This window comes from Streptomyces sp. NPDC093586 (genome assembly GCF_044764905.1).
Classification (GTDB): Bacteria; Actinomycetota; Actinomycetes; order Streptomycetales; family Streptomycetaceae; genus Streptomyces.
In genome coordinates, this window is sequence record NZ_JBIWJA010000040.1 from 36,800 (window position 1) to 62,204 (window position 25,405).

17 protein-coding genes and 5 pseudogenes are annotated in these 25,405 nt (G+C 72.8%); 11 read left to right on the top strand and 11 right to left on the bottom strand.

What is annotated here, in order from left to right:
• Positions 1-22: 22 nt before the first annotated feature.
• Entirely contained in the window at positions 23-649 is a 627-nt protein-coding gene (locus ACIRFH_RS30280; protein WP_403527661.1) for a TetR/AcrR family transcriptional regulator, read from the top strand.
• A 70-nt stretch (positions 650-719) separates the two neighbouring features.
• On the opposite strand, the gene ACIRFH_RS30285 is transcribed toward ACIRFH_RS30280, so the two are convergent.
• Positions 720-3,941: a bifunctional cytochrome P450/NADPH--P450 reductase gene (locus ACIRFH_RS30285; RefSeq protein ID WP_403527664.1), complete on the bottom strand. Its 3,222-nt coding sequence runs from the start codon at positions 3,939-3,941 to the stop codon at positions 720-722.
• Between the two features lie 250 nt (positions 3,942-4,191).
• Between ACIRFH_RS30285 and ACIRFH_RS30290 the strand changes: the two genes are divergently transcribed.
• Complete coding sequence (locus ACIRFH_RS30290) at positions 4,192-5,253, top strand: zinc-binding dehydrogenase (protein WP_403527667.1); 1,062 nt, start codon at positions 4,192-4,194, stop codon at positions 5,251-5,253.
• A 50-nt stretch (positions 5,254-5,303) separates the two neighbouring features.
• On the opposite strand, the pseudogene ACIRFH_RS30295 reads toward ACIRFH_RS30290, so the two are convergent.
• Both ACIRFH_RS30295 and ACIRFH_RS30300 read right to left on the bottom strand, forming a co-directional pair.
• Positions 5,304-5,897, bottom strand: a pseudogene (locus ACIRFH_RS30295) (transposase); the annotation flags it as partial.
• Positions 5,898-6,209: 312 nt separating this feature from the next.
• Positions 6,210-6,700 (bottom strand): annotated as a pseudogene (locus ACIRFH_RS30300) (GNAT family N-acetyltransferase).
• Positions 6,701-7,181: 481 nt separating this feature from the next.
• Between ACIRFH_RS30300 and ACIRFH_RS30305 the strand changes: the two are divergent.
• Positions 7,182-8,430 (top strand): annotated as a pseudogene (locus ACIRFH_RS30305) (IS256 family transposase).
• A 534-nt stretch (positions 8,431-8,964) separates the two neighbouring features.
• On the opposite strand, the gene ACIRFH_RS30310 reads toward ACIRFH_RS30305, so the two are convergent.
• A complete protein-coding gene (locus ACIRFH_RS30310) occupies positions 8,965-9,930 on the bottom strand; it encodes a pirin family protein (RefSeq protein ID WP_403527669.1) in 966 nt (321 codons plus the stop codon).
• A gap of 127 nt (positions 9,931-10,057) precedes the next feature.
• Between ACIRFH_RS30310 and ACIRFH_RS30315 the strand changes: the two genes are divergently transcribed.
• Positions 10,058-10,408 (top strand): tetratricopeptide repeat protein, encoded by a 351-nt coding sequence (locus ACIRFH_RS30315; protein WP_403527672.1) that lies wholly within the window; start codon positions 10,058-10,060, stop codon positions 10,406-10,408.
• 128 nt (positions 10,409-10,536) lie between these two features.
• Positions 10,537-11,181 (top strand): peptide deformylase, encoded by a 645-nt coding sequence (locus ACIRFH_RS30320; protein ID WP_403527675.1) that lies wholly within the window; start codon positions 10,537-10,539, stop codon positions 11,179-11,181.
• An 84-nt stretch (positions 11,182-11,265) separates the two neighbouring features.
• On the opposite strand, the gene ACIRFH_RS30325 is transcribed toward ACIRFH_RS30320, so the two are convergent.
• Positions 11,266-12,699, bottom strand: coding sequence for a dihydrolipoyl dehydrogenase family protein (locus tag ACIRFH_RS30325; RefSeq protein WP_403527678.1), 1,434 nt, complete (start codon positions 12,697-12,699; stop codon positions 11,266-11,268).
• Positions 12,700-12,820: 121 nt separating this feature from the next.
• On the opposite strand from ACIRFH_RS30325, the gene trxA reads away from it, so the two are divergent.
• Positions 12,821-13,234, top strand: coding sequence for a thioredoxin (gene trxA, locus ACIRFH_RS30330; RefSeq protein ID WP_403527681.1), 414 nt, complete (start codon positions 12,821-12,823; stop codon positions 13,232-13,234).
• A gap of 25 nt (positions 13,235-13,259) precedes the next feature.
• Here the strand turns inward: trxA and ACIRFH_RS30335 are convergent.
• A pseudogene (locus tag ACIRFH_RS30335) lies at positions 13,260-14,280 on the bottom strand (LacI family DNA-binding transcriptional regulator); the annotation flags it as partial.
• Positions 14,281-14,591: 311 nt separating this feature from the next.
• On the bottom strand, positions 14,592-15,260 hold the full coding sequence (locus tag ACIRFH_RS30340; protein ID WP_403527683.1) for a TetR/AcrR family transcriptional regulator: 669 nt from the start codon (positions 15,258-15,260) through the stop codon (positions 14,592-14,594).
• 140 nt (positions 15,261-15,400) lie between these two features.
• Between ACIRFH_RS30340 and ACIRFH_RS30345 the strand changes: the two genes are divergently transcribed.
• From ACIRFH_RS30345 to ACIRFH_RS30360, 4 genes are all read left to right on the top strand, one after another.
• Entirely contained in the window at positions 15,401-15,961 is a 561-nt protein-coding gene (locus ACIRFH_RS30345; protein ID WP_403527686.1) for an NADPH-dependent FMN reductase, read from the top strand.
• Positions 15,962-16,201: 240 nt separating this feature from the next.
• Complete coding sequence (locus ACIRFH_RS30350; protein ID WP_403527689.1) at positions 16,202-17,395, top strand: CaiB/BaiF CoA transferase family protein; 1,194 nt, start codon at positions 16,202-16,204, stop codon at positions 17,393-17,395.
• A 157-nt stretch (positions 17,396-17,552) separates the two neighbouring features.
• A complete protein-coding gene (locus tag ACIRFH_RS30355; RefSeq protein WP_403527692.1) occupies positions 17,553-18,773 on the top strand; it encodes a polysaccharide pyruvyl transferase family protein in 1,221 nt (406 codons plus the stop codon).
• 13 nt (positions 18,774-18,786) lie between these two features.
• Complete coding sequence (locus ACIRFH_RS30360) at positions 18,787-20,229, top strand: FAD-dependent oxidoreductase (protein WP_403527695.1); 1,443 nt, start codon at positions 18,787-18,789, stop codon at positions 20,227-20,229.
• A gap of 27 nt (positions 20,230-20,256) precedes the next feature.
• On the opposite strand, the gene ACIRFH_RS30365 is transcribed toward ACIRFH_RS30360, so the two are convergent.
• From ACIRFH_RS30365 to ACIRFH_RS30375, 3 genes are all read right to left on the bottom strand, one after another.
• Complete coding sequence (locus ACIRFH_RS30365; RefSeq protein WP_403527698.1) at positions 20,257-21,276, bottom strand: RNA polymerase sigma factor RpoD/SigA; 1,020 nt, start codon at positions 21,274-21,276, stop codon at positions 20,257-20,259.
• An 85-nt stretch (positions 21,277-21,361) separates the two neighbouring features.
• Positions 21,362-21,796 carry a PPC domain-containing DNA-binding protein gene (locus ACIRFH_RS30370; protein WP_403527701.1) on the bottom strand — a complete coding sequence of 145 codons (435 nt, stop codon included), beginning with the start codon at positions 21,794-21,796 and terminating at the stop codon, positions 21,362-21,364.
• Positions 21,797-22,049: 253 nt separating this feature from the next.
• On the bottom strand, positions 22,050-24,059 hold the full coding sequence (locus ACIRFH_RS30375; RefSeq protein WP_403527710.1) for a BTAD domain-containing putative transcriptional regulator: 2,010 nt from the start codon (positions 24,057-24,059) through the stop codon (positions 22,050-22,052).
• 147 nt (positions 24,060-24,206) lie between these two features.
• Here ACIRFH_RS30375 and ACIRFH_RS30380 point away from each other — a divergent pair, with 147 nt between their 5' ends.
• A complete protein-coding gene (locus ACIRFH_RS30380; RefSeq protein WP_403527704.1) occupies positions 24,207-25,085 on the top strand; it encodes an alpha/beta fold hydrolase in 879 nt (292 codons plus the stop codon).
• A 225-nt stretch (positions 25,086-25,310) separates the two neighbouring features.
• Here ACIRFH_RS30380 and ACIRFH_RS30385 read toward each other — a convergent pair.
• Positions 25,311-25,405, bottom strand: a pseudogene (locus ACIRFH_RS30385) (cyanate hydratase); the annotation flags it as partial.

A 25,405-nucleotide genomic window follows, 5' to 3' on the forward strand; every position in this document is an offset into this window, starting at 1 on the left:
ACTAAGTCGATATAGTGGACGCATGGCTCATGTTTCCGCCGCTGAGCGCCGCCCTCAGCTGATCAAGGCGGCCATCGACCTCATGACCCGGGAGGGCGTCGCCGCGGGGAGCACCCGCGCCATCGCCGCGGAACTGGGTGTCGCACAGGCCACCGTCCACTACACCTTCGGGACGAAGGAGGACCTGTACCGCGCGGTCATGGACCAGATCACCGACGAGTTGGTCGCGCAGGTGCAGCGGGCGGCGCCGGAGGAAGCGGGCTTCGAGGAGACCTTCAGCGCCCTGGCGGGCGCCCTGTGGGGCACCGTGCGCGAGCCGTCGTCACACCACCAGCTGCTCAGCGAGCTGACCATGTTCGCCCTGCGCGTGCCCGGTCTCAACGAGGCCCGGCAGAGCCACTACCGGCGGGTCGTAGAGGTGACCTCGCAGGTGATCACGGAGACGGCGGAGAGGACGGGGCAGGAACTGGCCGAGTCCCCGGAGACGGTGGCACGGTTCTTCCTCTCCGGCTTCGACGGACTCACCATGCAGGTCCTCCTGTGCCTGCCGGACGAGGCCACCGAGCGGACGGGCCTCAGGGCGCTCGTGGCCGCGACCGTGGCCCTGGCCAGGGGGGACCTCGGCCTCCCGGACGTACCGATGGCCTGACACGATGCGAAAACGCCCGTGGGCGCACCTTTCCGGGTGCGCCCACGGGCATGTCGCCTGCTCGCGAGAATCAGCCGGCCCAGACATCCTCGACGTAGCGTCCGGACTCGACGAGCGCGGCGAGCCATGCCACGGCCCGCTCATCACTCGCACCGGTCCGCTCGCGGTAGATCGCCATGAACGCTTCCCGTACGGCGGGCGCCATGCGACGGCCGTCGCCGCAGATGTAGACGCGCCCACCGGCCTCCAGGACCGCCCACACCTCCTCGCTCTCGCGGGCGATGCGCTCCTGGACGAAGCGGGCGCCGTTCTCGGGCGCATGCATGAACGTGGGGCGCATGCTGACGGCGCCGGCCGCCTCCGCCGCCGCGAACTCCTCCCGGTGCAGGAAGTCCACGTCGGGGTGGTCGCAGCCGAAGTAGCAGAGCAGGGTGCCGGTCGAGCCGGTGTGGTGGCGATCGAGGACCGCGCCACGGAAGGGCGCGAGGCCGGTGCCCGCGCTGACCAGGATCACCGGCACGGAGGTGTCCTCGGGGAGGCGGAAGGACTCGCTGCACGGCAGGACCCGGGCCTGGATCACGTCACCCGCGTTCACGGTCTGCAGGAAGTGCGAGGCGATGCCCCGGAAAGTGCCCTCCCCCGACCTGTGGGGCGCGGCGAGCAGCGACACCATCAGGTCGACCTCGCCAGGCTGGGCCGCAGCGGACGACGAGATGGAGTAGTGCCGGGGACGCAGGACCGGCAGCAGCTCCAGGAAGCGCTCGAAGGGCAGCTCGCACGCGCGGTAGCGCTCCAGGAGGTCCAGGACGCTGAGCCCAGCGACGGTCACCTGCTCCCTGAAGGTCTCGGGATCGGCGGTGGCGAAGGCGGTGAGCGGCTGCTTCTCGGGCGGGCAGGAGGTGTGCTCGGCGAGCACGGCGACCTGCTCCTGGGTGGCCGCGTCCTGGAGCTCGACGAAGTCGGTGAGCAGGCGGCGCAGGGTCAGCGGCCGGTCGACGGGCAGGGCGCCCCGGCTCCGGCGGCGGGCGCGCAGCCGGACGGTGCGGTCCAGGACGAGGCCGAAGCGGTCGGCGACGCGCTGGACGAGAGCCTCGGGGTTGCTGGGCAGGACGGCCAGGTGGTCGGCGGTGCGGTAGGTGACGCCTTCGGGCAGCCGGAGCCGCAGGAACCGCTTGGAGCGGCCCAGTTCGTGGTCGGTGTCGACGAGTTCGTACGCTTCGAGGACCTCCATCGGCTGGACGCCGTGGCGCTCGGCGAGACCGCCGAGGACCGACTCCGAGGCGTCCTCCAGCTCGTACAGCCCTTCCCCTTCCGCTTCCGCCTCGGGTGCGGGGCCGGCCGCTTCACCGGCGACCGCCTCGCCGTACTCCTCCAGGAGTGCCTTCCACAGGTCCTCCGTCCACTGGTCGACCGCTCCGCCGAAGTCACCGGAGGCGTCGGCGCTGCCGCGCTCCAGCAGGGGGACGGCACCGGCGGCGGCCAGGCGCTCGTCGATCAGGGTGGGGATCCGCTGGTAGGTGGCCGCCCAGTTGCGGTCGCCGACACCGAGTACGGCGTACCTCAGCCCGGTGAGCGAGCCGGGGGCGAGGTTCTCCAGCGAGGCGACGAACTCGGCGGCGTCGTCGGTGGGGCGGCCGTTGTAGGAAGCGGCGACGATGACGACGGGGCCCTCGTTCCCGGCCAGCCTCTCCGTGTACGCGTCGAGGGAGGCGACGGACGGGGTGAAGCCGTGCTCCTCGCCGTCCGCGCCGAGGTCGCGGGCGATGCCGGCACAGGTGCCGAGGTTGGAGCCGTGCAGCAGGGTCAGCGCGGTGCCGCTCGCCCGGCGCGCCACGGCCGCGGTCCGGCCCGCGACGGAGTCCGCCGCCGTCGCGGCGGGCAAGCGCCGTTCGTCGCTGGTGCGGCGGGCGAGCCGCAGGCTGAACCCGTCGGGCTTGATGGTCAGCGTCGACTTGATCTTCAGCTGGTAGTCGGTGTGGTCGATCAGGCGGTAGCGGTGCACCAGCAGGCCGAGCAGCAGGGTGGCCTCGTGCAGCGCGAACTGACGGCCGATGCAGGCCCGTTCGCCGTTGCCGAACGGCTTGAAGGCGTGGACCGAGCGGGCCGCCTCCCGCTCGGGAGCGAAGCGCTCGGGATCGAACAGCTCGACGTTCTCCCCCCAGGCGGCGTCGCGGTGAAGAGCCGAAGTGATCACCATCAGCGACTCCCCCTTGCGTACGGGGTACTTGCCGCCGATGACGGTGTCCTCGATCGGCTCGACGGCGTACGCGGGCGCCGTCGGCCACAGCCGCAGGCTCTCGTTGAGCACCTGGCGGATGTAGGTGAGCTTGCCGATGTCACCGTACTGGGGGTCCGGGGATTCGGTGTCACCCCACAGAGAGTCCACCTCGGCCTGGGCCCGCGCGAGCACCTCCGGATGCTTGGTCAGGTAATACAGGGCGAAGGAGAGCGCGCCGCTGGTGGTCTCGTGGCCGGCGATCAGGAACGTGATCACCTGGTGCCGTATGTTGACGTCGTCCAGGGGCTCGCCCGTGACGGGGTCCTTCGTGTTCAGCATCAGCCCCATCAGGTCGTCCGTGCTGGTGTCGCCGGAGGCGCGGCGCTCCCTGATCACGTCGTCGACGAGGTCCGTCATCAGGTCGATGTCCGCGCGGAACTGCTCGACCTTCTTCCTCTTGAACAGCTCGGAGCCCGGGATGGACTCGCCCTTCTCCTGGGCGAAGACGAGGGCCCGGGCCATCGCCTCGACGAAGGGGTGCAGGTCGTCGCGGCGGAAGGACCGGAAGTCGTAGCCGAAGCCGCACAGGCCGATCGTGTCGAAGGTCAGCCGGGTCATCTCGTCGGGCACGTCCACCGACTGCACGTCGGCCAGCCGGTCCCACTTGTCGATCAGCGAGCGGGCGACCTTGAGCATGGGGTCGTGGTAGCTGCGCATCGCGCCGAGGGAGAACGCGGGCATCAGGATGTCGTGGGCCTTGCGCCAGTTCGGTTCGTGGTTGTAGGCGGTGAACAGACCGTCCCCGGCCAGTGCCCGGACCTCGACCAGGTCGGCATGGACGTGCTTGCGGAAGCGGGTCTCGTCCGACAGTTCGGTCACGAGGTCCAGACCGCCGACCATGACGGTCTCCCTCCCGAAGAGCCGCAGCCGGTACACGGGCCCGAATTCCCTGAACTCCTTCAGCAGGTAGGCCAGGAAGTCCGCGCCCGCCGGAACGTTGAACGCGTGGCCTACGAGGGGCAGCGGGGGGCGCTCGGGGATCGCCCGCGCCGCACCTACGGACACCTGAGTCATGAGCGTGCCTTTCGTTGCATTCCAGCAGTCACCCACCAACTTACATGCGACTTTGTCGAGTGAACATGTCGGGCGACTGTATTGAGCGACACAGTCATGTGGAGGAACTCGACACCTTCCTCGAACGTCCAGCGGAAGTGGCTTGACAGGCGACCTCATCACTAGACACGGTTGAGCGACATGGTCACTCGACCATGTCGAGCGCATGAGCTGCGTGCGCGCTTCTCACCGAGCACATCGAGGTTTCCGCATGAACACCATGCTGGCCGGACGGCTGCGCCTGGACACCCTCACCTTCGCCGTCGAAGAGGTCCCGATCCCGGTTCCCGGTCCGGGCGAGGTCCTCGTCGAGGTGCGGGCGGCCGGCGTCTGCCTGTCCGACATCCATCTGATCGACGGCAGCCTGAGCCCCTTCTACCCCGTCAGCGCCGTCAAGGACTCCGGCACCATCACCCCCGGCCACGAGGTGGCCGGCGTCGTCCACACCGTCGGCCCCGACGTGAAGGGCGACTGGACCCCCGGCCGGCGGGTCGTGCTCCAGGCCGGACAGGCGTGCGGCGACTGCGCCGACTGCCTGCGCCACATGCCCTGCCGCCGGCCCCTGACCCGAGGAGTGGACTACGACGGGGGTTGGGCGCAGTACGCCCTCGCCCGAGAGGACACCCTGCTCCCCATCCCGGACCACCTGCCGTTCGACCAGGCCGCGATCATCCCGGACGCCGTCTCCACCCCGTACGCCGCGATCGTGGACACCGGCGCGGTCCGCCCCGCGCAGGCCGTCGGCATCTGGGGAGCCGGGGGCCTCGGCGCCCACGGCATCCGGCTCGCCCGCCTGGTCGGCGCCGCCCCCGTCATCGCCGTCGACCCGCTGCCCTCCGCCCGTGAGCGCGCCCTCCTCTTCGGCGCCGACCACGCGCTCGATCCCATGGCCGGAGACTTCGCCGAGGCGGTGCGCGAGGCCACGGCAGGCCGCGGCATCGACGTCGCCTTCGACTTCGCCGGCGTCGGAGCGGCCCGCGCCCAGGCCACCACAGTGCTCGGCCCGAACGGCGTCCTGGTACTCGCCGGCCTCACCCCGGAGCCGGTCACCGTCGCCGACAGCATCGACTTCTGCTTCAACGCCCGACAGATCCGCGGACACTACGGCTCCGAGCCGGAGCACGTGGAACAGCTCGTCGGACTGGCCGCCGCCGGACGGATCGACCTCGGCCCCTCCGTCAGCGCCCACGTCCCCCTGGCCGAAGCCGCGAACGCCGTCGCCCGACTGGAGAAGAAGATCGGAGACCCGATCCGCCTCGTGCTCACCCCCTGAGCGGTGAGGGTGGTGGCCGGCTCACCCCGCACGGCGCGGACGATCCGGCCCCCGCCGTCACCGGCCCAGATCCCCAGGATGTCCCGGTGACCTTCGACCGTGACGGCCATGACCGCGTAGACCGGCCGGTTCGCGACCTGGCCGTCCCTGATCTTGACGTTGATCGCATCGACGAACAAACCAGGATAAACGCGGTCGAGGGGACGGCTCTGCCATTCGGTCATGCCGTCCATGACTTTGTCGGTGATCGTGGGGATCGTCTGCTTCGACACCTCGGCGCCGTAGACCTCGGCCAGGTGGGCGGCGACCTCGCCGTGGGTGAGGCCCTTGGCCGACAGCGACAGGACCATCTCGTCGACCCCGGTCAGGCGCCGCTGCCGCTTCTTCACGATCTGCGGCTCGAACGTCCCCGTGAGGTCCCGGGGTACCTTGATTTCGACCGGGCCGACATCGGTCAGCACCGTCTTCGAGCGGGTGCCGTTGCCGCTGTTCCGGCCGGCCGCCTCGTACTTGTCGTAGCCGAGGTGATCGGTGATCTCGCCCTCCAGGGCGGACTCGAGCACCCGCTTGGTCAGCTGCTGCTGCAGCAGCCTGCCCTCGCCGGTCAACTGCAGGCCCTCGCTCCGGGCCCGGTCCACCAGCATCGCGATCAGCTGGTCATCCGCAACCTGCGGAGCTTGAACCGTCTCAGCGGCCCCGGCCTGCTCCAACTCCACGCTCTGATCCGTCCCTTGGCTTCTCCTCCTTGCTGGGCGGATCAGCCGTTAGTTTTACAGTCCCCCTAAAGAGCTCGGAACCACCGACGCGTTCGTCCCGATCCCCCATCTCCTGGGCACCATCACGCCTCAGAAAGAATCGTCCACGGAATGACACATCTCTGACGACGGGTGCCCTGGACCAGCGACCACGTGGCGCGGGCGACGCGTTTGTATCAAGATCCCCTGACGTGGCCGAAGCTACGAGAGTTTCTTACGCATCAATGTGCACATCGTTTCGTAGCGGCGCAGCGATCCATCCGGGGTTTGCTCGTCCCACGAGTCAGGCTGACGGTCGTATGCGACATAGCCCAGTCGTTCGTACAGTGCCCGAGCCCGGGGGTTGTTCTCCTCCACGCCGAGTTCGGCCTGCCGCAGGCCGCGGTTCCTGATCCGAAGCTCCGCGGCTTCGACGAGGAAGGTGCCGATCCCGCACGACTGCAATGCCGGATGGACAGCCAGCTGCCACAGAGTGCCGACGCCCTCCTTGACTCGGTAGTCGACGCCCCCCCCTTCGCAACGGGAATGTCCGTTGCTGAGCAGACCGCAAGATAGTCGACCTCGCCGAGCCGGGCACGCTCCAACTGCGTCGCAACGCTGGCCAAGTGGATTTCGGACCCCGACCACCCGCACGACGCGAGGTCCGCATGAACGAAATCGCGTGCTGACAGCTTCACCACAACGTTGGTCATCCTCACCGCCTCCGACCAGCCAGCATCCATTCCCGTCGCACGAGACGCAACGCCATTTCCCATCCGTGTTCCTGGCAGTCCACGACCCCGGCTCACTGGCATACGCCTCCGCGGCTACTGAAAGACGCATCACGCATCCCTGATAACTCACCAGAAAGGTCACAGCCCTGTCTCGAGTCGCAATAACTTGCCCGTTCCACGGCAACGCCCAGTGGGGGGCATATCCGGGACACCAGCCCGGACGAATGGGCGGACGTCGTCGCGTTCGACGCTGCCATCCGCCAGGGCAGTGCCCGCGCCAACGCGTCGGGCAGCCGGCTGGATGGCGTCCCGCTGTGTGGTGTAGGTGATCTCCGCGGTTGAGTGCGCGGGTTCTGCTCCCTCGGGCGCACCGTCTGCCGGTGTCTGCTCCCTGCTCGACCGGCAGGCCACCGTGCAACTGTCCGGAGTGAACGGGCCGTTCGACTCCAGGGGGTGCACGGTGGCCTTGTCCCGGCATGACCTGCTTCGCCTGCTCGAGTCACTGCGTTCGGCCGATGGCCTTGAACTCGTCCGCGAGGCCGCCGAAAGGCTGCTGCAGGAACTGATCGAGGCCGAGGCCACCACGAAGACCGGCGCCGAGTGGGGCGAACACACCGGCACCCGCACCACCTGGCGCAACGGGCACCGGGAGAAAACGGTGACCACGCAGGCCGGCGACCTGGAGCTCGCCATCCCGAAACTGCGGGCCGGAAGCTTCTTCCCCAGCCTCCTCGAGCGCCGGCGGCGCATCGGCCAGGCCCTCCACGCGGTCATCATGGAGGCATACGTCCACGGCGTCTCCCCCCGCTCCGTCGACGACCTGGTCAAGGCGCTCGGCTCGGACACCGGGATATCCCAAGAGCGAGGTCTCCCGGATCTGCGCGGACCTCGACAAACAGCTGGACGCCTTCCGCACCCGCCCGCTGGACCACATCCGCTTCCCCTGCCTGTTCCTCGACGCCACCTATGTCAAGGCCCGTGTCGACCACCGCATCGTCTCGCAGGCGGTCGTCATCGCCACCGGCGTCACCCAGGACGGTGGCCGCGAGGTCGTCGGGGTCATGGCCGGCGACAGCGAGACCGAAGTGTTCCGGGCCCAGTTCCTGCGTCACCTGCGCGAACGCGGCCTCAGTGGCGTCCGCCCGGTCATCTCCGACAGCCACAGCGGCCTGGTCAAAGCGATCCGCAAGGTCATGCTCGGCGCTGCCTGGCAGCGCTGCCGGGTCCACTTCGTCCGCAACGGCTTCGCCGTGATCCCGAAAGGGTCGGCGGAGATGGCCGCCGCCACGATCCGCACGGTCTTCGCCCAGCCCACCGCGGACGCGGTCCGCAGCCAGCTCGACACCGTCGCCGACATGCTCGGCCGACAGTTCCCCAAGGTCACAGAGATGCTGCTGGAGGCGAAGGAGGACCTGACCGCGTTCGCGGACTTCCCCCACCAGCACTGGAAGAAGATCCGGTCCACGAACCCGCTCGAGCGGCTGAACCGGCAGATCAAACGCCGCACCGATGTCGTCCAGGTCTTCCCCAACCCGGCCGCCGTCCTCCGCCCGGCCACCGCGGTCCTCGCCGAACTCCACGACGAATGGATCGCCTTCCCCCGCCGCTACCTCTCCAACGAGAGCATGGACGCCCTCTATCCCGACGACACGATCGTCCTGCCCGCCACGTCAGACGACCGATCGCCTACACCACGACAAGGGACATGACCCCATTTCCGCGCCAGCGAACCCGTCAAATTCCCCACAGGTACCTTTTGCGCTGGTCGGCGATGCACTCCCTCTGTACCACCAGCAGACCAAGAACCTGCCGTGAGCGCCCCGATACGGCACCTCCCCTCCAGGAGGCAACATCACGAGCCTCACCGCTACAGCAGTCACACCTCTTGTAGAACCTCCACAAGACGACATACCGAGTAGCAAGTCCGTGCGCCAGAGCATGCGACGGTCGCCCGCCGGTTCGGAATCCGTCCGATGATCACCCAGCCTGCAATGACAACGCCACCACGGCAGAGGTAAGCCACGAACTCCGCCGACACCTGATGACGCGTCAGTAGAGTTGGCAAAGGGTTAGCAAGTGTCCTGCCACAGCCACCCACAGATGGACACACCCTCGACGGGTACGGCACAGCGCATCGGGCTTACAGCACACCCAGCCGCCCAGCGCCCGCGAGGAGTCCGTGAAGGACGACGCAGGGCCGCCGGCCGACCGGCGGCAACCGGCCCGTCAGCCATTTCCGCAGGTCAGCGAAGCCTTCCGCGCGGCTTCAGCGGCACCGCCGGTAGCTCGGGGGCGGGGAGCGGGGAGCCGTCGTACCCCTTCACCTCACCGAACCGTGTCCCTTCCATCCAGTCCCGGCGGGCCTGTTCGATCTCCTCCTGCGACCGTCCGATCCAGTTCCAGAACATGAGCAGCTCCTCCTCGAACGGCTCACCGCCCAGGAGCATCAGGCCCGCGTCCGACTCGGCGCGCAGGGGCAGTTCGCGGCGGCCGCAGCCGAGGTAGAGCATCGAGCCCGGCACCAGGGGGACGCCGTCGACGTGGGTCTCTCCGGACATGGACAGGACCGCGTACTCGAAGTCCGGCTCCAGCGGCAGGCGTACGTCCGCGCCCCGGGTGAGGGTCAGGTCGGCGCCGACGATGGGGGTGTACGTCGTCCCCGGCGAGGTCGCGCCATCGAGTTCGCCGAGGAGCACGGTGGCGGTCAGGCCCGGGGCCGTGGCGTGCGGCAGGTCGCCGTGGAACTCGAAGTGCGGGTCGGTGTGGCGGTGGGCGTCCGGGAGGGCCACCCACAGCTGTGCGCCGTGCAGGTAGCGGGCGTGCGAGCGCGGGCTCTCCTCGGAGTGACTGATCGCGCGGCCGGACGTCATCAGGCCCAGCTGGCGCGGGCGGATGGTCTGGAGGCTGCCGGTGGAATCGCGGTGCAGGACCTCGCCCTCGTGGAGCCAGCTGACCGTCTGCAGGCCCATGTGCGGATGCGGCGGCACCTGCATGCCGGGCTCGTCGGCGATGTCGTCGGGACCGTAGTGATCGACGAAGCACCAGGCACCGACCATGCGCCTGCCCAGGTTGGGCAGCAGCCTGCGGACCTCGGTGGACTCGCCGAGCTTGACCCGGCGAGGGCTGAGGAGTTCACGCACGGGCTCCGCCACCACGAAGCCGCGGCCGCCGCACACGGAGGGAACCGCCTCGCGATCAAGATTGCTCATGCCGCCCAACCTAGCCCCGCACGGGCCGCCGCGTCATTCCGTCGCCGTCCTTCCCCCGTGCCCGACCGGAGTGTAGTGGAATTTTCAACCAATGGGTGCGGTTGCAAGGTGTCGAAGGAGGTCACGAGTGGACACGACGTACTACGACCACGGAACGCCGGCGGAGCGCTGGGAGCGCGCGCGGATGTTCTTCGACGCCAAGGACTACGCCGCCGCCGCGCGCGTTCTGGGCGGGCTGGTCGAGGAGGTGCCCGAGCAGACCGGGCCGCGGCTGCTGCTGGCGCGCGCCTACTACCACTCGGCCCAGCTGCGGCGCGCGGAGGCCGAGTTGCGGGTGATCGTCGAGCGCGATCCGGTGGAGCACTACGCCCGGCTGATGCTGGGCCGCACCCTCGAGCGGCAGGGGCGTCAGGAGGAGGCCGACTCGCACCTGCGGATCGCCTCCGCCTTCGCGGGCGACTTCCCGGAGGACGACTGAGGAGGGTGTCCGAGCGGTGTCCCGTGCCGGTGGTGCCCGGCTCCCGTACGGGAGCCGGGCATCGTCGCGCGCCCGGGGCCCGGCGGCGCGTGGGTGCCGTGCGCCGTGCGCCGTGGCATGCTGGCGCGATGGGAGCCCTGAGTGAGCACACGCCTCTTGCCGAGCGGGTCGAGGAACTGCTCGCCGTCGACGGCCCGTTGCCGATCGTCGCGGCCGGTGATCCGGTGCTGCGGCGGGTCGCCGAGCCCTTCGACGGACAGTTGGAGCCCGCGCTGCTGACGCGGTTCGTGGAGGCGTTGCGCGTCACCATGCACGCGGCGCCGGGGGTCGGCCTGGCCGCGCCACAGGTCGGGGTGGGGCTGAGGATCGCGGTGATCGAGGATCCGGCGCCGGTTCCGGACGGGGTGCGCGCGGCGCGCGGGCGGGTGCCGCAGCCGTTCCGGGTACTGGTCAATCCGCGCTACGAGCCCGTCGGCGTGGACCGGGCCGCGTTCTACGAGGGCTGTCTGAGCGTGCCGGGCTGGCAGGCGGTGGTGGCCCGGCACGCCGCGGTGCGGCTGGTCGCGCGGGACGAGCACGGGCGTGCGGTGGACGAGGTCTTCCGGGGGTGGCCGGCCCGGATCGTGCAGCACGAGACGGACCATCTCGACGGCACCCTGTACCTGGACCGGGCTGAACTCCGGTCCCTGGCGTCCGGCGAGGCGATGGCCCGGCTGTGGGCCCAGCCGACGCCGGAACGGGCCGCGGCCGCCCTGGGGTTCGACCTCCCCTGACGTCACGTCAGGTATCGGCTTCCGGTCCCGGGCGCGTTCGGGGAGGACGTGGCCCGTTCGCCCCGAACGCCTCGTCCGGGACGGTCAGTTGTCCCGGTACGCCTCCAGCAGTCGCAGCCACACCTCGCTGATCGTCGGGTAGGACGGCACCGCGTGCCACAGCCGGCTGACCGGGACCCGCCCGGCGACGGCGATCGTCGCGGAGTGGATCAGCTCGCCGACGCCTGGGCCGACGAAGGTGACCCCGCGGACGATCTCGTCCTCCAGGTCGACGACCATGCGGGCGCGGCCCGTGTAGCCGTCGCGGTACAGACTCGCGCCGGCCACGGTCGACAGGTCGACGTCGACGGCGCGGACGCGGTGGCCGGCCTGTTCCGCCTCGGCCAGGGAGAGGCCGACGGCGGCCACCTCCGGGTCGGTGAAGACCACCTGGGGTACGGCGTCGTGGTCGGCGGTCGCGGCGTGCGCGCCCCACGGGCCGGACTCCAGGACCGGTACGCCGGATGCGCGGGCGGCGATGGCGGCGCCCGCGATCCGGGCCTGGTACTTGCCCTGGTGGGTGAGGAGCGCGCGGTGGTTGACGTCGCCGACGGCGTACAGCCAGTCGTGGCCGTCGACGCGGAGGCTGTCGTCGACCGGGAGCCAGGAGCCGGGCCGGAGGCCGACGGTCTCCAGGCCGATGTCGTCGGTGCGCGGGGCGCGGCCGGTGGCGAAGAGGATCTCGTCGGCCTCGATGCGGTCGCCGGTGCCGGTGACGGCGACGACGGTGCCGTTCTCGCGGGTGACGGACTCGACGGAGGTGCCGGTGCGGAGGTCGGCGCCGGCCTCGGTGAGCGCCTCGGCGACCAGTTCGCCGGCGAACGGCTCCATGCGGGCGAGGAGGCCCTTGCCGCGGACGAGGAGGGTGACCCGGGAGCCGAGGGCCTGCCAGGCCGTGGCCATCTCGACGGCGACGACTCCGCCGCCGACCACGATCAGCCGTCCCGGCACGCTGCGGGCGCTGGTGGCCTCGCGGCTGGTCCAGGGGCGTACGTCGTCGAGGCCCGGCAGGTCCGGCAGGGCGGCCCGGCTGCCGGTGCAGACGGCGACGGCGTGCCGGGCGGTCAGGACGCGGCGGGTGCCGTCGGTACCGGTCACCTCCACCGTGCGCGGTCCGGCGAGGCGCCCCTGTCCGCGGTACAGGTCGGCGCCGATGCTCTCGACCCACCGGACCTGGCCGTCGTCCTTCCAGTGCGAGGTGTACTCGTCGCGGTGGGCGAGGACCGCGGCGGCGTCGAGCGGGCCCTGCACCGCCTGGCTCAGTCCAGGGGTGCGGCGGGCGTCCGCGCGGGCGATGACCGGGCGCAGCAGGGCCTTGCTGGGCATGCACGCCCAGTAGGAGCACTCGCCGCCGACCAGTTCGCTCTCCACGATCGCGGTGGACAGTCCCGCCGCCCGGGTGCGGTCGGCGACGTTCTCCCCCACGGGGCCCGCGCCGATCACCACGACGTCGTACGCGTTGGTTTCCGATTCCGTCATGGGGCCAGTCTGGTGGGTGGTGTGCGGCGTGGCCACACGGGTACGCGCGCGGAATAGCCGCCCCCTCGGCCGTGTTTGTGCCGACGGCTCGTCGCCGACACCAGAAAGCAGGGATCACGTCATGAGCAGCACCGTGGAGCTCACCAAGGAGAACTTCGACCAGACGGTCACGGACAACGAGTTCGTCCTGATCGACTTCTGGGCGTCCTGGTGCGGGCCGTGCCGTCAGTTCGCCCCGGTCTACGAGAAAGCCGCGCAGGAGAACCCCGACCTGGTGTTCGGCAAGGTGGACACCGAGGCGCAGCCGGAGCTCGCGCAGGCCTTCCAGATCCAGTCGATCCCGACGCTGATGATCGTCCGGGACCAGGTGGCCGTGTTCGCGCAGCCGGGCGCACTGCCGGAGGCCGCGCTGACGGACGTCATCGGGCAGGCCCGCAACCTGGACATGGACGAGGTCCGCAAGGCGATCGCCCAGCAGCAGGCCCAGCAGGGTCAGGCCGGGCAGGGCGGTCAGGGCGGTCAGGCCGAGCAGTAGGGAGCGGGCGGATCAGCTCGACCGCGCGGTCCACCACCCTCGCGCCGAGCACGGTGTGCAGCTCGGGCGCGGCGCCGGGGTCGTGGACCGCGCGGTCGACCAGCTCGGCCAGGTCGCGGCCCGAGGGCAGTTCGAGGTGGACGGTGCTGAGGCGGGGCCGGAGCAGGCGGCCGAGCATGAGGTCGTCGGCGCCGATCACGGCCGCGTCCCGGGGGATGTCCAGGCCCGCGTCCTGCAGGGCCCGCATCAGCAGCATCGCGTACTCGTCGTTGTACGCGAACACCGCGTCGAGGCCGAGGGAGGGCCGGCGGGCGGCCAGCCGGGCGGCGTCCCGCTCGTCGTAGGCGAGCGGGAGTTCGGTCACGGTGGCGCCGGTGCCCTCGGTGGCGCGGCGCACCCCGCGCAGGCGGGGGGGCCGAGAAGACCTCCAGGCCGTCTTCCGCGGGGACGACGACGCCGATCCGGCGGCGTCCGCGGTCGTAGAGGTGGCGTCCGGCGCAGTGGCCGACGGCCTCGTGGTCCATGAGCAGGGCGTGCGCGCCCTCGACGGCCTCGGGGGCGAGGGTGACGACGGCGCGGGCGCCGGAGCGTCTGAGCAGGTCCACGCCGCGCGGGCCCAGTCCCGAGCCGGGCACCAGGACGGCGACCGGGCGCAGTTCGGCCCAGGCGCGGGCGGCGGCGTCGTGCGGGCCGGCGGTGCCGTACTGCACGACGGTGTAGTCGAGCCGGGCCAGCGCCCGCTGGAGTTCGGCGAGGAACCGGCTGTAGAGCGGGCCGACGGGGAAGGCCGGGGCGGGCATCAGGACCGTGCGGCTGTGTCCGGCACGCAGGGAACGGGCCGCCGCGTGAGGGACGTAGGCGAGTTCCCGGGCGGCCTCGTGGACGCGGCGGCGGGTGGCGTCGCTGATCCGGACGGCGCCGGTGTCGTTCAGGACGTGGGAGACGGTCGCGCGCGAGACGCCGGCCAGGCGGGCCACATCGGCACTGGTGGGGGCGGAGCGCGGTGTCAGGGACGCGGGGGCGGGCGTTTTCGGTATCTGCACCATGACGTACGGCATCCTGGCAGAGCCCGGGGGACCGCCCACGGCGGGGGACCGTCGTCCGGACCGGACGACATCGCGGCCGGGAAGGGCGGGGCGACGGTCCGGAGGGGACATGGCCACGGCCCGCGGTGAACGGGGCGTCAGCCCGGAGCGGACGTCCCCACGGCCCACGACGAACACGACGACAGTCCCGGTCGGACCGCAGGGCGGCCCGCGGTCCGCGACGAACACGACGACAGCCCCGGCCGGACCGCAGGGCGGCCCGCGGTCCGCGGTGGACGGGGCCGGGATCCCGTCCGGACGGTGGAGGGGGCTCAGTCCGTCGGCTCGCTGCGGGTCACCCGCGCCACCAGGTCCAGCCAGCCCGCCTCCAGCCGTGCCACGGGCACCCCGCACTGTGCGGTGAGGTGGTGGATCAGGGCGGGGTCGAGGTAGGCCATCAGCGTGTGGGAGAGCAGTTCGCTGTCCGCGTCCGGGACGGCCTGGCGCAGCAGCAGGGCCACGTGGCCACGCAGGAAGCGGCGCGGGGCGGCGGTGTAGCGGCGTTCCGCGTTCGGCTCGGCGGCCAGTTGCAGGGCCAGCTCGTCGGCGCCGCGGTGCAGCATCGCGCAGCCGAAGGCCCGCAGCCGTTCCACGGCCGGCGCACCGGGCCCCAGGGGCGGCGGTCCGCCGAGGAGGGCGGCCTGGAACTTCTTCTCGGAGTGGTCGAGCAGCGCCATCAGCAGGCCCGTGCGGTCGCCGAACCGCCGGAAGACCGTGCCCTTGCCCACCGAGGCCGCCGCGGCCACCGCCTCCATGGTGAGGCCCGCCGCACCGTGCTCGGCCACCAGCCGCGCGGCGGCCTCCAGCAGCCGGGCCCGGTTGCGGGCGGCGTCGGCGCGCAGGCAGGGGTTGTCCTCGTCGGTTCCCGTGCCGAGCTGGAGCAACTCGGGCAGGTCGTCGGTCTCCTGGGGGTCGGGGAAGGGGGGCAGGGCGGCGGACATGAAAACAGCGTAAAGCATCGGGAACAAAACTGGACCGCGGTCCGCTTAGGATGTTAGAAATTAAACGGACCTCGGTCCGGATCGCTCCGGCGGTGTTTCGGGCACCGGCCGTTCATGTCGCACCAGCAGTGGGAGTACTCATGTCTGTCCGCATCCTCGCCCTCGTCGGCAGCCTTCGCGCCGGTTCGCACAACCGTCAGCTCGCCGAGGCGGCCGTCAGGTTCGCCCCCGAGGGCGCCGAGGTGGAGATCTACGAAGGTCTGGCCGAGGTCCCGTTCTACAACGAGGACATCGACGTCGAGGGCAGCGTCCCGGCCGCCGCGGTCAAGCTGCGCGAGGCCGCCCAGGCCGCCGACGCCTTCCTGTTCTTCTCGCCGGAGTACAACGGCACCATGCCGGCCGTGCTGAAGAACGCCATCGACTGGCTGTCGCGCCCCTTCGGCGCCGGCGCCTTCAACGGCAAGCCCGCCGCCGTGGTCGGCACCGCCTTCGGCCAGTACGGCGGCGTGTGGGCCCAGGACGACACCCGCAAGGCCGTGGGCATCGCCGGCGGCAAGGTGATCGAGGACATCAAGCTGTCCATCCCGGGCTCGGTCACCCGCTTCGCGGAGACCCACCCGGCCGACGACGCCGAGGTCGCCGCGCAGCTGACCGAGGTCGTCGCCCGCCTGCACGGTCACGCGGACGACGCCGCCGCCTGACCGTCCCCGCGACGACGCACAGGCCCGGAGCCCGCCGGCTCCGGGCCTGACGTGTGTCCGGCCACCGCGCTCGGGTCCGACGGGCCGCCGAAGGGCCGCGGGCCGACCGGCGAAGACACAGGTGAGGGCGCTTGTGCCGGTTCCGGTCGCCGTTGACATCACCGGTCGGGGGCCGTAGAAATCAGCGCACGAGGTCCGCCGGGAACACCCCCGCGGGCGCCCGGTCCGGCGGCAGGAGACATGAGCGTGCAGCGGCTTCCCCTGACCGGGGTCACGGTGGTCAGCCTCGAACAGGCCGTCGCGGCGCCCTACGCCACCCGGCAGCTCGCCGACCTCGGCGCCCGGGTGATCAAGGTGGAACGGCCGGGCGACGGCGACTTCGCCCGCCGCTACGACACGACCGTGCACGGCCACTCCAGCTACTTCGTGTGGCTGAACCGGTCCAAGGAGTCGCTCACCCTCGACCTCAAGGACCCGAGGGGCCGCGAGGTCCTGCACCGGCTCCTCGCCGACGCCGACGTCTTCGTGCAGAACCTCGCGCCGGGCGCCGCCGGGCGCCTGGGCCTGGACGCCGCGGCCCTCGCGGAGCGCTTCCCGCGGCTGATCCCGTGCACGGTCTCCGGCTACGGCACCAGCGGCCCGTGGGCCGACCGCAAGGCCTACGACCTGCTGGTCCAGTGCCAGACCGGACTGGTCTCGCTCACCGGGACCGCCGAGGAGACCGCGCGCGTCGGCATCTCCGTCGCCGACATCGCCGCCGGGATGTACGCGTACAGCGGCATCCTCACCGCCCTGTACACCCGCGCCACCACCGGCCGGGCCCACCCGGTGGAGGTCTCCCTGTTCGAGGCGCTGGCGGAGTGGATGGGCCAGCCCGCCTACTACACCGAGTACGGCGGCAGCCAGCCCCCGCGCCTGGGCACCCGGCACGCCACCATCGCGCCCTACGGCGCCTACCGGGCCGCCGACGGCAAGGAGGTGCTGTTCTCCGTCCAGAACGAGCGCGAGTGGGCCGCCCTGTGCGACCGCTTCCTCGGGCGGCCGGAGCTGTCCGGCGACCCCCGGTTCGCCACCGGCTCCGACCGCGTCGCCCACCGGGAGGAACTGGACGCCGTCGTCGCCGCCCGCATCGCCCGCTCGGACAGCGACGCCGTCCTGGAGGACCTGCGGGACATCGGCATCGCCTGCGCCGGGGTCAACGACGTCGCCGCGTTCCTCGACCACCCGGTGCTGGAGGCCCGCGACCGCTGGCGCCGGGTGGCGGTGCCGGGCGGCGCCCCGGTACGGGCGCTGCTGCCGCCGGCCGACCTCGCGGGGCTGCCCGCGCGCATGGACCCCGTGCCGGCGGTCGGCGAGCACACCGACGCGATCCTCACGGAGCTCGGCCGCTCCCCCGCCGACATCGCGGCACTGCGCGCGGACGCCGTGATCTGAGGGATCGGACACACATACCAGGCAGGTCCGGACAGGTCGGGACCAATGAGGTGTTTCCCGAGGGTGGGGCAGGCAACTCGGCACCGCGAGCGGACGACGTCCGTCCGCTCTCCAGGGCCGGCGGGCCGGCCGACTCCGACCTGACGGGAGCCCCCGGATGACCACTGCCCCCTCGCACCCGCGCTCCGCCCGGCCGGGCCCGCGCATCGGCGTGCTCGGCTCGTACGGAGGGTTCAACACCGGCGACGAGGCGATCCTGACCTGCGTCCTGGGCTGTCTGCGCGCCCAGCGGCCCGACGCGCGCCTCGTGGTGCTCAGCCGGAACGCCGAGCACACCCGCGCCCACCATCCGGACGCCGACGAGGTGGTGCCCTGGGAGGGCGTCAGCCGCAACCACGTCCTGGACGTGCTGCCCGGCCTGGACCTGCTGGTGCTCGGGGGCGGCGGCGTCCTCTACAACGGCGAGGCCCGCCGCTATCTGCGCGTCGTGCGTGCCGCGCAGATCCGGGGCGTGCCCACCTTCGCCTACGCCGTGGGCGCGGGGCCGCTGACGGACGCCGAGGACCGGGAGGCGGTGCGCACCGTGCTGGCGGACATGGACGACGTCGTGGTGCGCGACGAGGAGTCCCGGCTCGTCCTGGAGGAGGTCGGTCTGGAACGCGAGGTCACCGTCACCGCCGACCCGGCGCTGCTGCTGGAGCCGGAGCCGTTCACCGAGGCGATGATGCGCGACGAGGGCATCCGCACGGACGCCCGGCTGGTGGGGATGTCGGTGCGGGAACCGGGCCGGGCCGCCGAGAAGCTCGACGAGGGCGACTACCACGCGCTGCTCGCCGACGTCGCGGACTTCCTGGTGCGCCGGCTGGACGCACACGTGGTGTTCCTGCCGATGGAGCGGCACGACGTGCGGCACGCGCACGCCGTGCTGTCCCACATGACCGCTCCGGACAAGGGCCGGATCCTGCACGGCGACTACAGCCCGGGGCAGATCCTCGGCTTCATGCGCCATCTGGACCTGGCCGTCGGCATGCGGCTGCACTTCGTGATCTTCGCGGCGCTCACCGGGGTGCCGGTGCTGCCGCTGCCCTACTCCGGGAAGGTCTTCGACTTCGCGCGCCGGCTCGGCGCACCGGCCCTGGTGGGCGTGGCGCGGGAGCAGGCGGGGCTGCTGCTGGCGGAGGTGGACCGGCTGTGGGACGAGTACCCGCGGCGCCGCGAGGACCTGCGCGGCCGCATGCGGGAGCTGTCCGCGGCGGCCCGGGAGACCTGCGCGCGCTGCGGCACGCTGCTCGACGAGATCGGCGGCCGTCCGAGGGCCGGGACCGAGGCCGCGGGGACCGGACCGTACGCGTCCGAACCGCGCCCGCTGCACGCCTGAGCCGGGGAGAGCGATGCCGATCCTGGAAGAGCCCCGCGAGCACCGCACGGTCACCCTGCCCCCGCGGTCCGCACGGCACGGGGGCCGGTGCGACGTCCTGGTGGTGGGCGGTGGCCCCGCCGGGTTCGCCGCGGCGGTCGGCGCGGCCGACACGGGGGCCGACGTGGTGCTGGTCGAGCGGTACGGGTTCCTCGGCGGCAACGCGACCGTGGCGCTGGTGATGCCGCTGATGTCGTTCCACAACGAGCACAAGCAGGCCGCGTTCACCGAGGCCGGGGACACCTCGCGGCTGCTGCCCACCGACCACGGGGAGGGCGAGCCGGTGGTCGCCGGTGTGCTGTGGCAGCTGCTCGACCGGCTCATGGGGCGCGGCGGCTGTCTTCCGCCGTCCCCGAGGACCGGGTACACGGTCCCCTTCGACCCGGAGCTGTTCAAGCTGGCCCTGCTGGAGATGATGGACGATGCGGGGGTGCGGATGCTGTTCCACTCCTTCGCCTCCGGCGCGCTGCCGCTGGACGACGGATCCGGCTGGCGGGTGGTGTTCGAGACCAAGTCGGGGCCGGTGGTGATCGACGCCGGGGTGGTCGTGGACGCCACGGGGGACGGGGACGTCGCGACCGCCTGCGGGGCGCCGTACGAGCTCGGCCGGCCCGAGGACGGGCTGGTGCAGCCGATGACGCTGATGTTCCGCGTCGCCGACTTCGCGCGGCCCGACTTCGCCGACTACGTGCGCGCGCACCCCGACCAGTGGCGCGGCGTGCACGGCCTGTGGGACCTGGTCGAGGAGGCCAGGGCGGCCGGGGAACTCAGGCTGCCCCGCGAGGACATCCTCTTCTTCGCGACCCCGCACCCGCGCGAGGTCGCCGTCAACAGCACCCGGGTGAACCGCGTCCTCGGCACCAGCGTGTGGGACCTCACCCGCGCCGAGTACACCGCGCGGCGCCAGCTCGCCTCGATCGACCGCTTCCTGCGCACCCGCGTGCCCGGCTTCGAGGAGTCGTACGTGGTGCAGAGCGGCACCCACATCGGCGTACGGGAGAGCCGGCGCGTCCTGGGCGACTACCAGCTGACCGGTCACGACATCCTGGCGGCGCGCACCTTCCGGGACGTCGTCGCCCACGGCGCCTATCCGGTCGACATCCACAATCCGCGCGGCTCCGGCACCGTCCTGAAGCGGGTGCCGCGGGGCAGCTTCTACGACATCCCGTTGCGCTGTCTGGTCCCCCGGGACACCGAGCGGCTGCTGGTGGCCGGGCGCTGCATCTCGGGGACGCACGTGGCGCACTCGTCGTACCGGGTCATGCCCATCGCCATGGCCACCGGCCAGGCGGCCGGCGTGAGCGCCGCACTGACCGTCCGGCACGGGAGCGGACCGCGCGGCCTGCCCTACCGGCTGGTGCAGCGGGAGCTGCTGCGGCAGGGGGCGCGGCTGCGGGTGCCGGGGGCCGACGGTTGAGGGCCGGACCGTCGGGCGGCCGGGGCCTCAGCCCGCCCAGTCCAGCAGGCGGTCCCGGTTCTCGGGGGCGCGCAGGTGGGCGAGGGAGGCCTTCTCCAGCTGGCGGACGCGCTCGCGGGTCAGGCCCACGTGCTCGGCGACCTCCTTCAGGGTGCGGGTCCGGCCGTCGTGCAGGCCGTAGCGCAGGCTGAGGATGAGGGCCTCGCGGGGGGCCAGGGTGCCGACGGCCTCCCGCAGCTCCTCGGCCAGGGCCCGGAACTCGGCCACCTCCGGGGCCCGCAGCACCTCGGTGTCGGGGATGAGGTCACCGACGACCGTCTCCCCCGCCTCGTCCACCGGCGTGTCCAGGCTGACGGCGTCGCGTCCGACACGGCGCAGCCAGCCGACCTTCTCCGCGTCGACGCCGCTCTCGGCGGCCACCTCCTCGGCGGTCGGCTCGCGGTCGAGGCCGGCGCGGAGTTTGCGCTCCACCCGGGCGAGCTTCTGCAACTGCTCCACGACGTGCACCGGCAGCCGTACCGTGCGCGCGTGGGTCGCGAGGCCCCGTTCGATGGCCTGACGGATCCACCAGGTGGCGTACGTGGAGAACTTGAAGCCCTTGGTGTGGTCGAACTTCTCCACCGCGCGGATCAGTCCGAGGTTGCCCTCCTGGATGACGTCCAGCAGGGGCAGGCCCCGGTGGGCGTGGCGTTTGGCCATCGACACGACGAGCCGCAGGTTGGCGCGGACCATGTGGTCCTTGGCCTCCCGGCCGTCGTGGACGGTCTCCTCCAGTGCGCGGCGCCGGCCCGGCTCCGGGGCGGGCTCGCCGGCGTCGGCCGCCGCCAGCTCGTCGGCGGCCCGGATCCCGGCCTGCATGCGCCGGGCGAGCCGTACCTCGTCCTCGGCGGTCAGCAGCGGGGTGGCGCCGATCTGGGCCAGGTACTGGCCCAGCAGGTCGGGTTCCTCGTCGGGTTCGGGGATGCGGCTGCGCAGCCGCGCGGTGCGGGCGGGGGCACGGCGGTCCTCCCGGGTGCCCGCCGCGGGGGTTCGTGCCAGGGGGGTCATGTCGCTTCCTCCGTTCCCTCCTCGGGTTCTCGGGTCGGTGCGGGGCGCCTCCGCGGCGGGCCGGCGCCGTCGAGCGGCGAACGGCTCAGCCCAGGTCGATCAGGGCCAGGCCGATGTCCGGCCGGCAGGTCTTCGCCGGCTCGGCCGGGCTGTCGCGGACGACGGCCTCCAGCGTCGGCCAGACCCTGCCGGAGAGCAGGTGGCCGCCGCGGGTGGAGCCGTCGGACCGGCCCAGTACGGCGTGCAGGTGCGGGGTGGGTCCGTCGTCGGCGACGGCGATGTCCCCGATCGGCGACAGCACCTCGCACCGCTCGCCGACGGGTATGTGCCGGTGGTCCCTGACGCCGCGGTCGAACCAGCCGACGACCGCCTCGCAGAAGGCGCCCACGGCGGTCACCTGGGACGCCCCGAGGGAACGGTCGCGGGCGACGGCGGTGAGCCCGGCGACCGCGTCCTCACCGGGTGCCGGCACCACCACGTACACCGCCGACGGGCCGTCCCGCACCTGTCGCCACTTCATGCGCCGTCGGGTACCCGGCGCGGTGGGGGGCAACCACCGCCGGAGGGCACCGCTCGCTCCCCGCCGGGCGGCCTGCGGCGGGTGGCCGGGCGGGCGCGTCGGCCTGCGGCGGGCGGAGGCCGGGCGGCGGCCCCGGGGCGGCCGCCCCGCAGGCCCACGCGCGGCACACCCGTCGCGCCGGGCACGGCGGAGGGTCGTACCCGCGGGTGGCCCGGCCCGTCGCCGGGGAGTGCGGGCGTGCGGCCGTGCGGCGTCACCCGCGCGGTGCCGCGGGAGCGCCCGGCGCTGTGCCGGCCGGGCCGAGTGCGCGCCGGATCGCGGCGAGCCAGTCGTCCACGGGCCCGAAGGTGAGCAGCCCGCTGCCCGCGCCGGCGAGCTGGCCGGCCGCGGGGAGCAGTCGGCCGTACGTCCGTCGCAGCGCCGTCCGGTCGCCGAGTGCGAGGGCGAGCGCGGCCTCGGCGCAGCACAGGGCCTCGTAGAGGAGGTCGGGCGGCGGTTCGGAGAGGGCACGCAGCGCCGACCGGGCCTCGGCGTCGCGGCCCTCGCGCAGCAGCGCGAACGGTTCGGCCCACGGGCGGTACGGGCCCCAGTCGGCCCGTGGGTCCACCCCGGCGGGCCGTCCGTGGGCCAGGCGCAGGCCGAGCAGTGCCAGGGGCAGCAGTCCGCGTTCCAGGCCGGGCATGCCCGCGCCGTCGAGGCGGGCGGCGGCGGCCCGGTAGCCGGCCTCGGCCCGGTCGTACGGGCTGCCGGCGGCGGCCTGCCGCAGGGCCCGGTACCAGGAGGTGAACACCGCGACCAGGGGCCGTTCGTACCGTTCGGCCAGGCGCTCCACGGCGTCGGCGTGCTCGTCGGCGGTGGTGAAGTCGGCGAGGGCGGACCGTGCCTGGACGCGGATCAGGTGACCGAGCACCTCGTGGCTGTCCAGGCCGTGCCGGCGGGCGAGCGCGACGAGTTCGGCGCCGATCGCGTCGCGGCGCGGGGCGAGCCCGGCGGTGGCGCAGGACTGCATGAAGGTGCCGTTGAGGGCGAACGCCAGCAGCGCGGGGTCGTCCAGACGGCGGGCGATCCGCTCGGCCTCGGCGGCGGCCTCGGGCCCGCGCGGGGAGCGGACGCCCCGGGACTCCAGGGCGACGGTGGCGAGCAGCCGGCAGCGGGCCGGGTCGGCTCCGGCGTCGTCCGGCAGGGCGGCGAGGGTGCGTTCGGCCGCCGTGACGATCCGCCGGGCCGCCTCGGGGTCGTCGCCGCGGGTCCAGACGGCGGGGACGTCGTAGGCGCCGATCACCCGGGCCGCGAGTTCCGCGTCGCCGGTCTCCTCGGCCGCGACGACCGCCGCCGTGCGGTGCTCGCGGGCCGCCTCCAGACCGCCGCCGCCGGTGACCGCGAGGTCGCGCAGCAGGCCGACGGCCGACTCCAGGCGGGCGCGGGATCCGGTGGCGACCGTGCGGTCGTACGCCTCGGTCGCGCGGGACCACAGGCGGGCCGCCGCGTCCGCGGGTTCGGCGGGCGGGTCGAGGGACGGGTCCTGGGCGAGGACGCCGGCCTCCAGCCTGCGCAGCCGGGGCCCGGGGTCGATGCCCAGTTCCCCGGCGAGCAGGGTGCGGGCCCGGCGCAGCACCGCGAGGGCGTCCGCCTGGCGGCCGGTCCGGTACAGGGCCAGGGCGAGCAGCCGCCAGGCCTCCTCGCGCCAGGGGTGCTCGGCCAGGTGGGCGTCGAGGTCGGGGACCGCCTCGGCGGCCCGGCCCAGGCCGACGAGCAGGTCCGCCCGCCGCTCGATCGCGTGGAGCCTGAGCTCGGTCAGCCGGGCGCGCTCGGCCCGGGCCCAGCCCTCGTCGCCGAACTCGGCGTAGGCGGGTCCCCGCCACTCCCCCAGGGCCGCGCCGAGCCGGGCCTCCGCCCGGTCGCCCGGCAGCCGGTCGGCGAGGGCGACGGCCTCCTCGAAACGCCAGGCGTCCACCGCGTCCGGTGCCGGGCGCAGCGCGTAGCCGGGGCCCTCGGTGACCAGCAGCCTGGCCGGTGCGCGGCGCGGGCGTCCGGGTTCCAGGGACCGGCGCAGATCGCCGACGAAGGTGCGCACCGTTCCCACGGCCCGGGCGGGCGGTGCCTCCCACAGGTCCTCGACCAGGCGCGCGACGGGAACCACGCGCCGCCGGGCCAGGACCAGCCGGGCCAGCAGGGCCCGGTGCCGGGGTCCGCGCAGGCCGAGCGCGTCTCCGTCCCGCTCGGCCGTGACGGGCCCGAGCACCCCGAAGGTGACCTCTTCCATGTGCCGTCCGCCCTGCTCCGTGCTGTCGCCCCCGTACTCCGTGATCACCACGGTACGCGCGCTGATCGGTTGCTGATCCGCGCCCGGCAGTCTGGGGGGCGTCCAGGACCGGACGCGTCGAAGAACTCCGAAAGGCACTGATCAGTCATGGCACCGACCATCCCCGGCTTCACCTACGACCGGGTCCCCGTCGCCGACGGCGTCGCGCTGAACGTCGCCGTCGGCGGCTCGGGCAGCCCGCTCGTACTGCTGCACGGTTTCCCGCAGACCCACCTGATGTGGCGGCACGTCGCCGCCGACCTCGCCGCCGAGCACACGGTCATCTGCCCCGACCTGCGCGGTTACGGCGACAGCGACAAGCCCGCCGACCGCGACGGCACCGCGTACGCCAAGCGGACCATGGCGGCCGACGTCGTCGCCCTGGCCCGGGCGCTCGGGCACGACAGGTTCGCGCTGGCCGGGCACGACCGGGGCGCCCTGGTCGGGATCCGGGCCGGACTCGACCACCCGGACACGGTGACGCACCTGGCCGCGCTGGACGTGCTGCCGACCCTGGACATGTGGGACGTGCTGCGCGGGACGACGGCGGCCGTGGGCTTCCACCTGTATCTGATGGCGCAGCCGCCCGGTCTGCCGGAACAGCTGATCGGCGCCGCGCCGGACGCCTTCTTCGGCCACTTCCTCGACGTCTGGACCCGGGACCCGGCGGCCCTGCCGGCCGACGTCCGCGCCGTCTACCTGAAGGCGGCGCGTGAGGCGGTGCCGTCCATCGTGGCCGACTACCGGGCCTCGGCGGGCACCGACGTCGACCATGACCGGGCCGACCGCGAGCGCGGCAACCGGCTGCGCATGCCGGTGACCGTGCTCCAGCAGGACTGGGGCGCGGCCCTCGGTTACGACGCCACCGCGCTGTGGCGGGCCTGGGCCCCCGATCTGCGGCACGTCACGGTGGGCTGCGGCCACTTCATGGCGGAGGAGGCGCCCGGGGAGGTCGCCGGTGCCCTGCGGGACCTGCTGTCCCGGTAGCGGTAGCGCGGGTGTCGCAGGACCCGCAGGGTGTCCGGCGCCGGCGGTCAGCGGGCTCCCGGAACGTCCTCCGTGACGTCCTCGGACCGTCCCCTCGCCTTCGCGACCCTGTCGCCGCTGCTCATCGTCGTGCCGGGCCCCGGTGTGCTGAGCGGGAGCGGGCGGACCGGAAGAGAGGAAGGGAGTCCTGCTTCCGGCCCGCCCGCTACCGGTGGGCCCGCGGAATCAGAAGGGCTTGGTCGGCAGGTACTTGCCGTCCAGGGTGATGACGGCGCGCTCGCCGCCCTCGGGGTCGGCGACCTTCTTCACGTCGAGCCTGA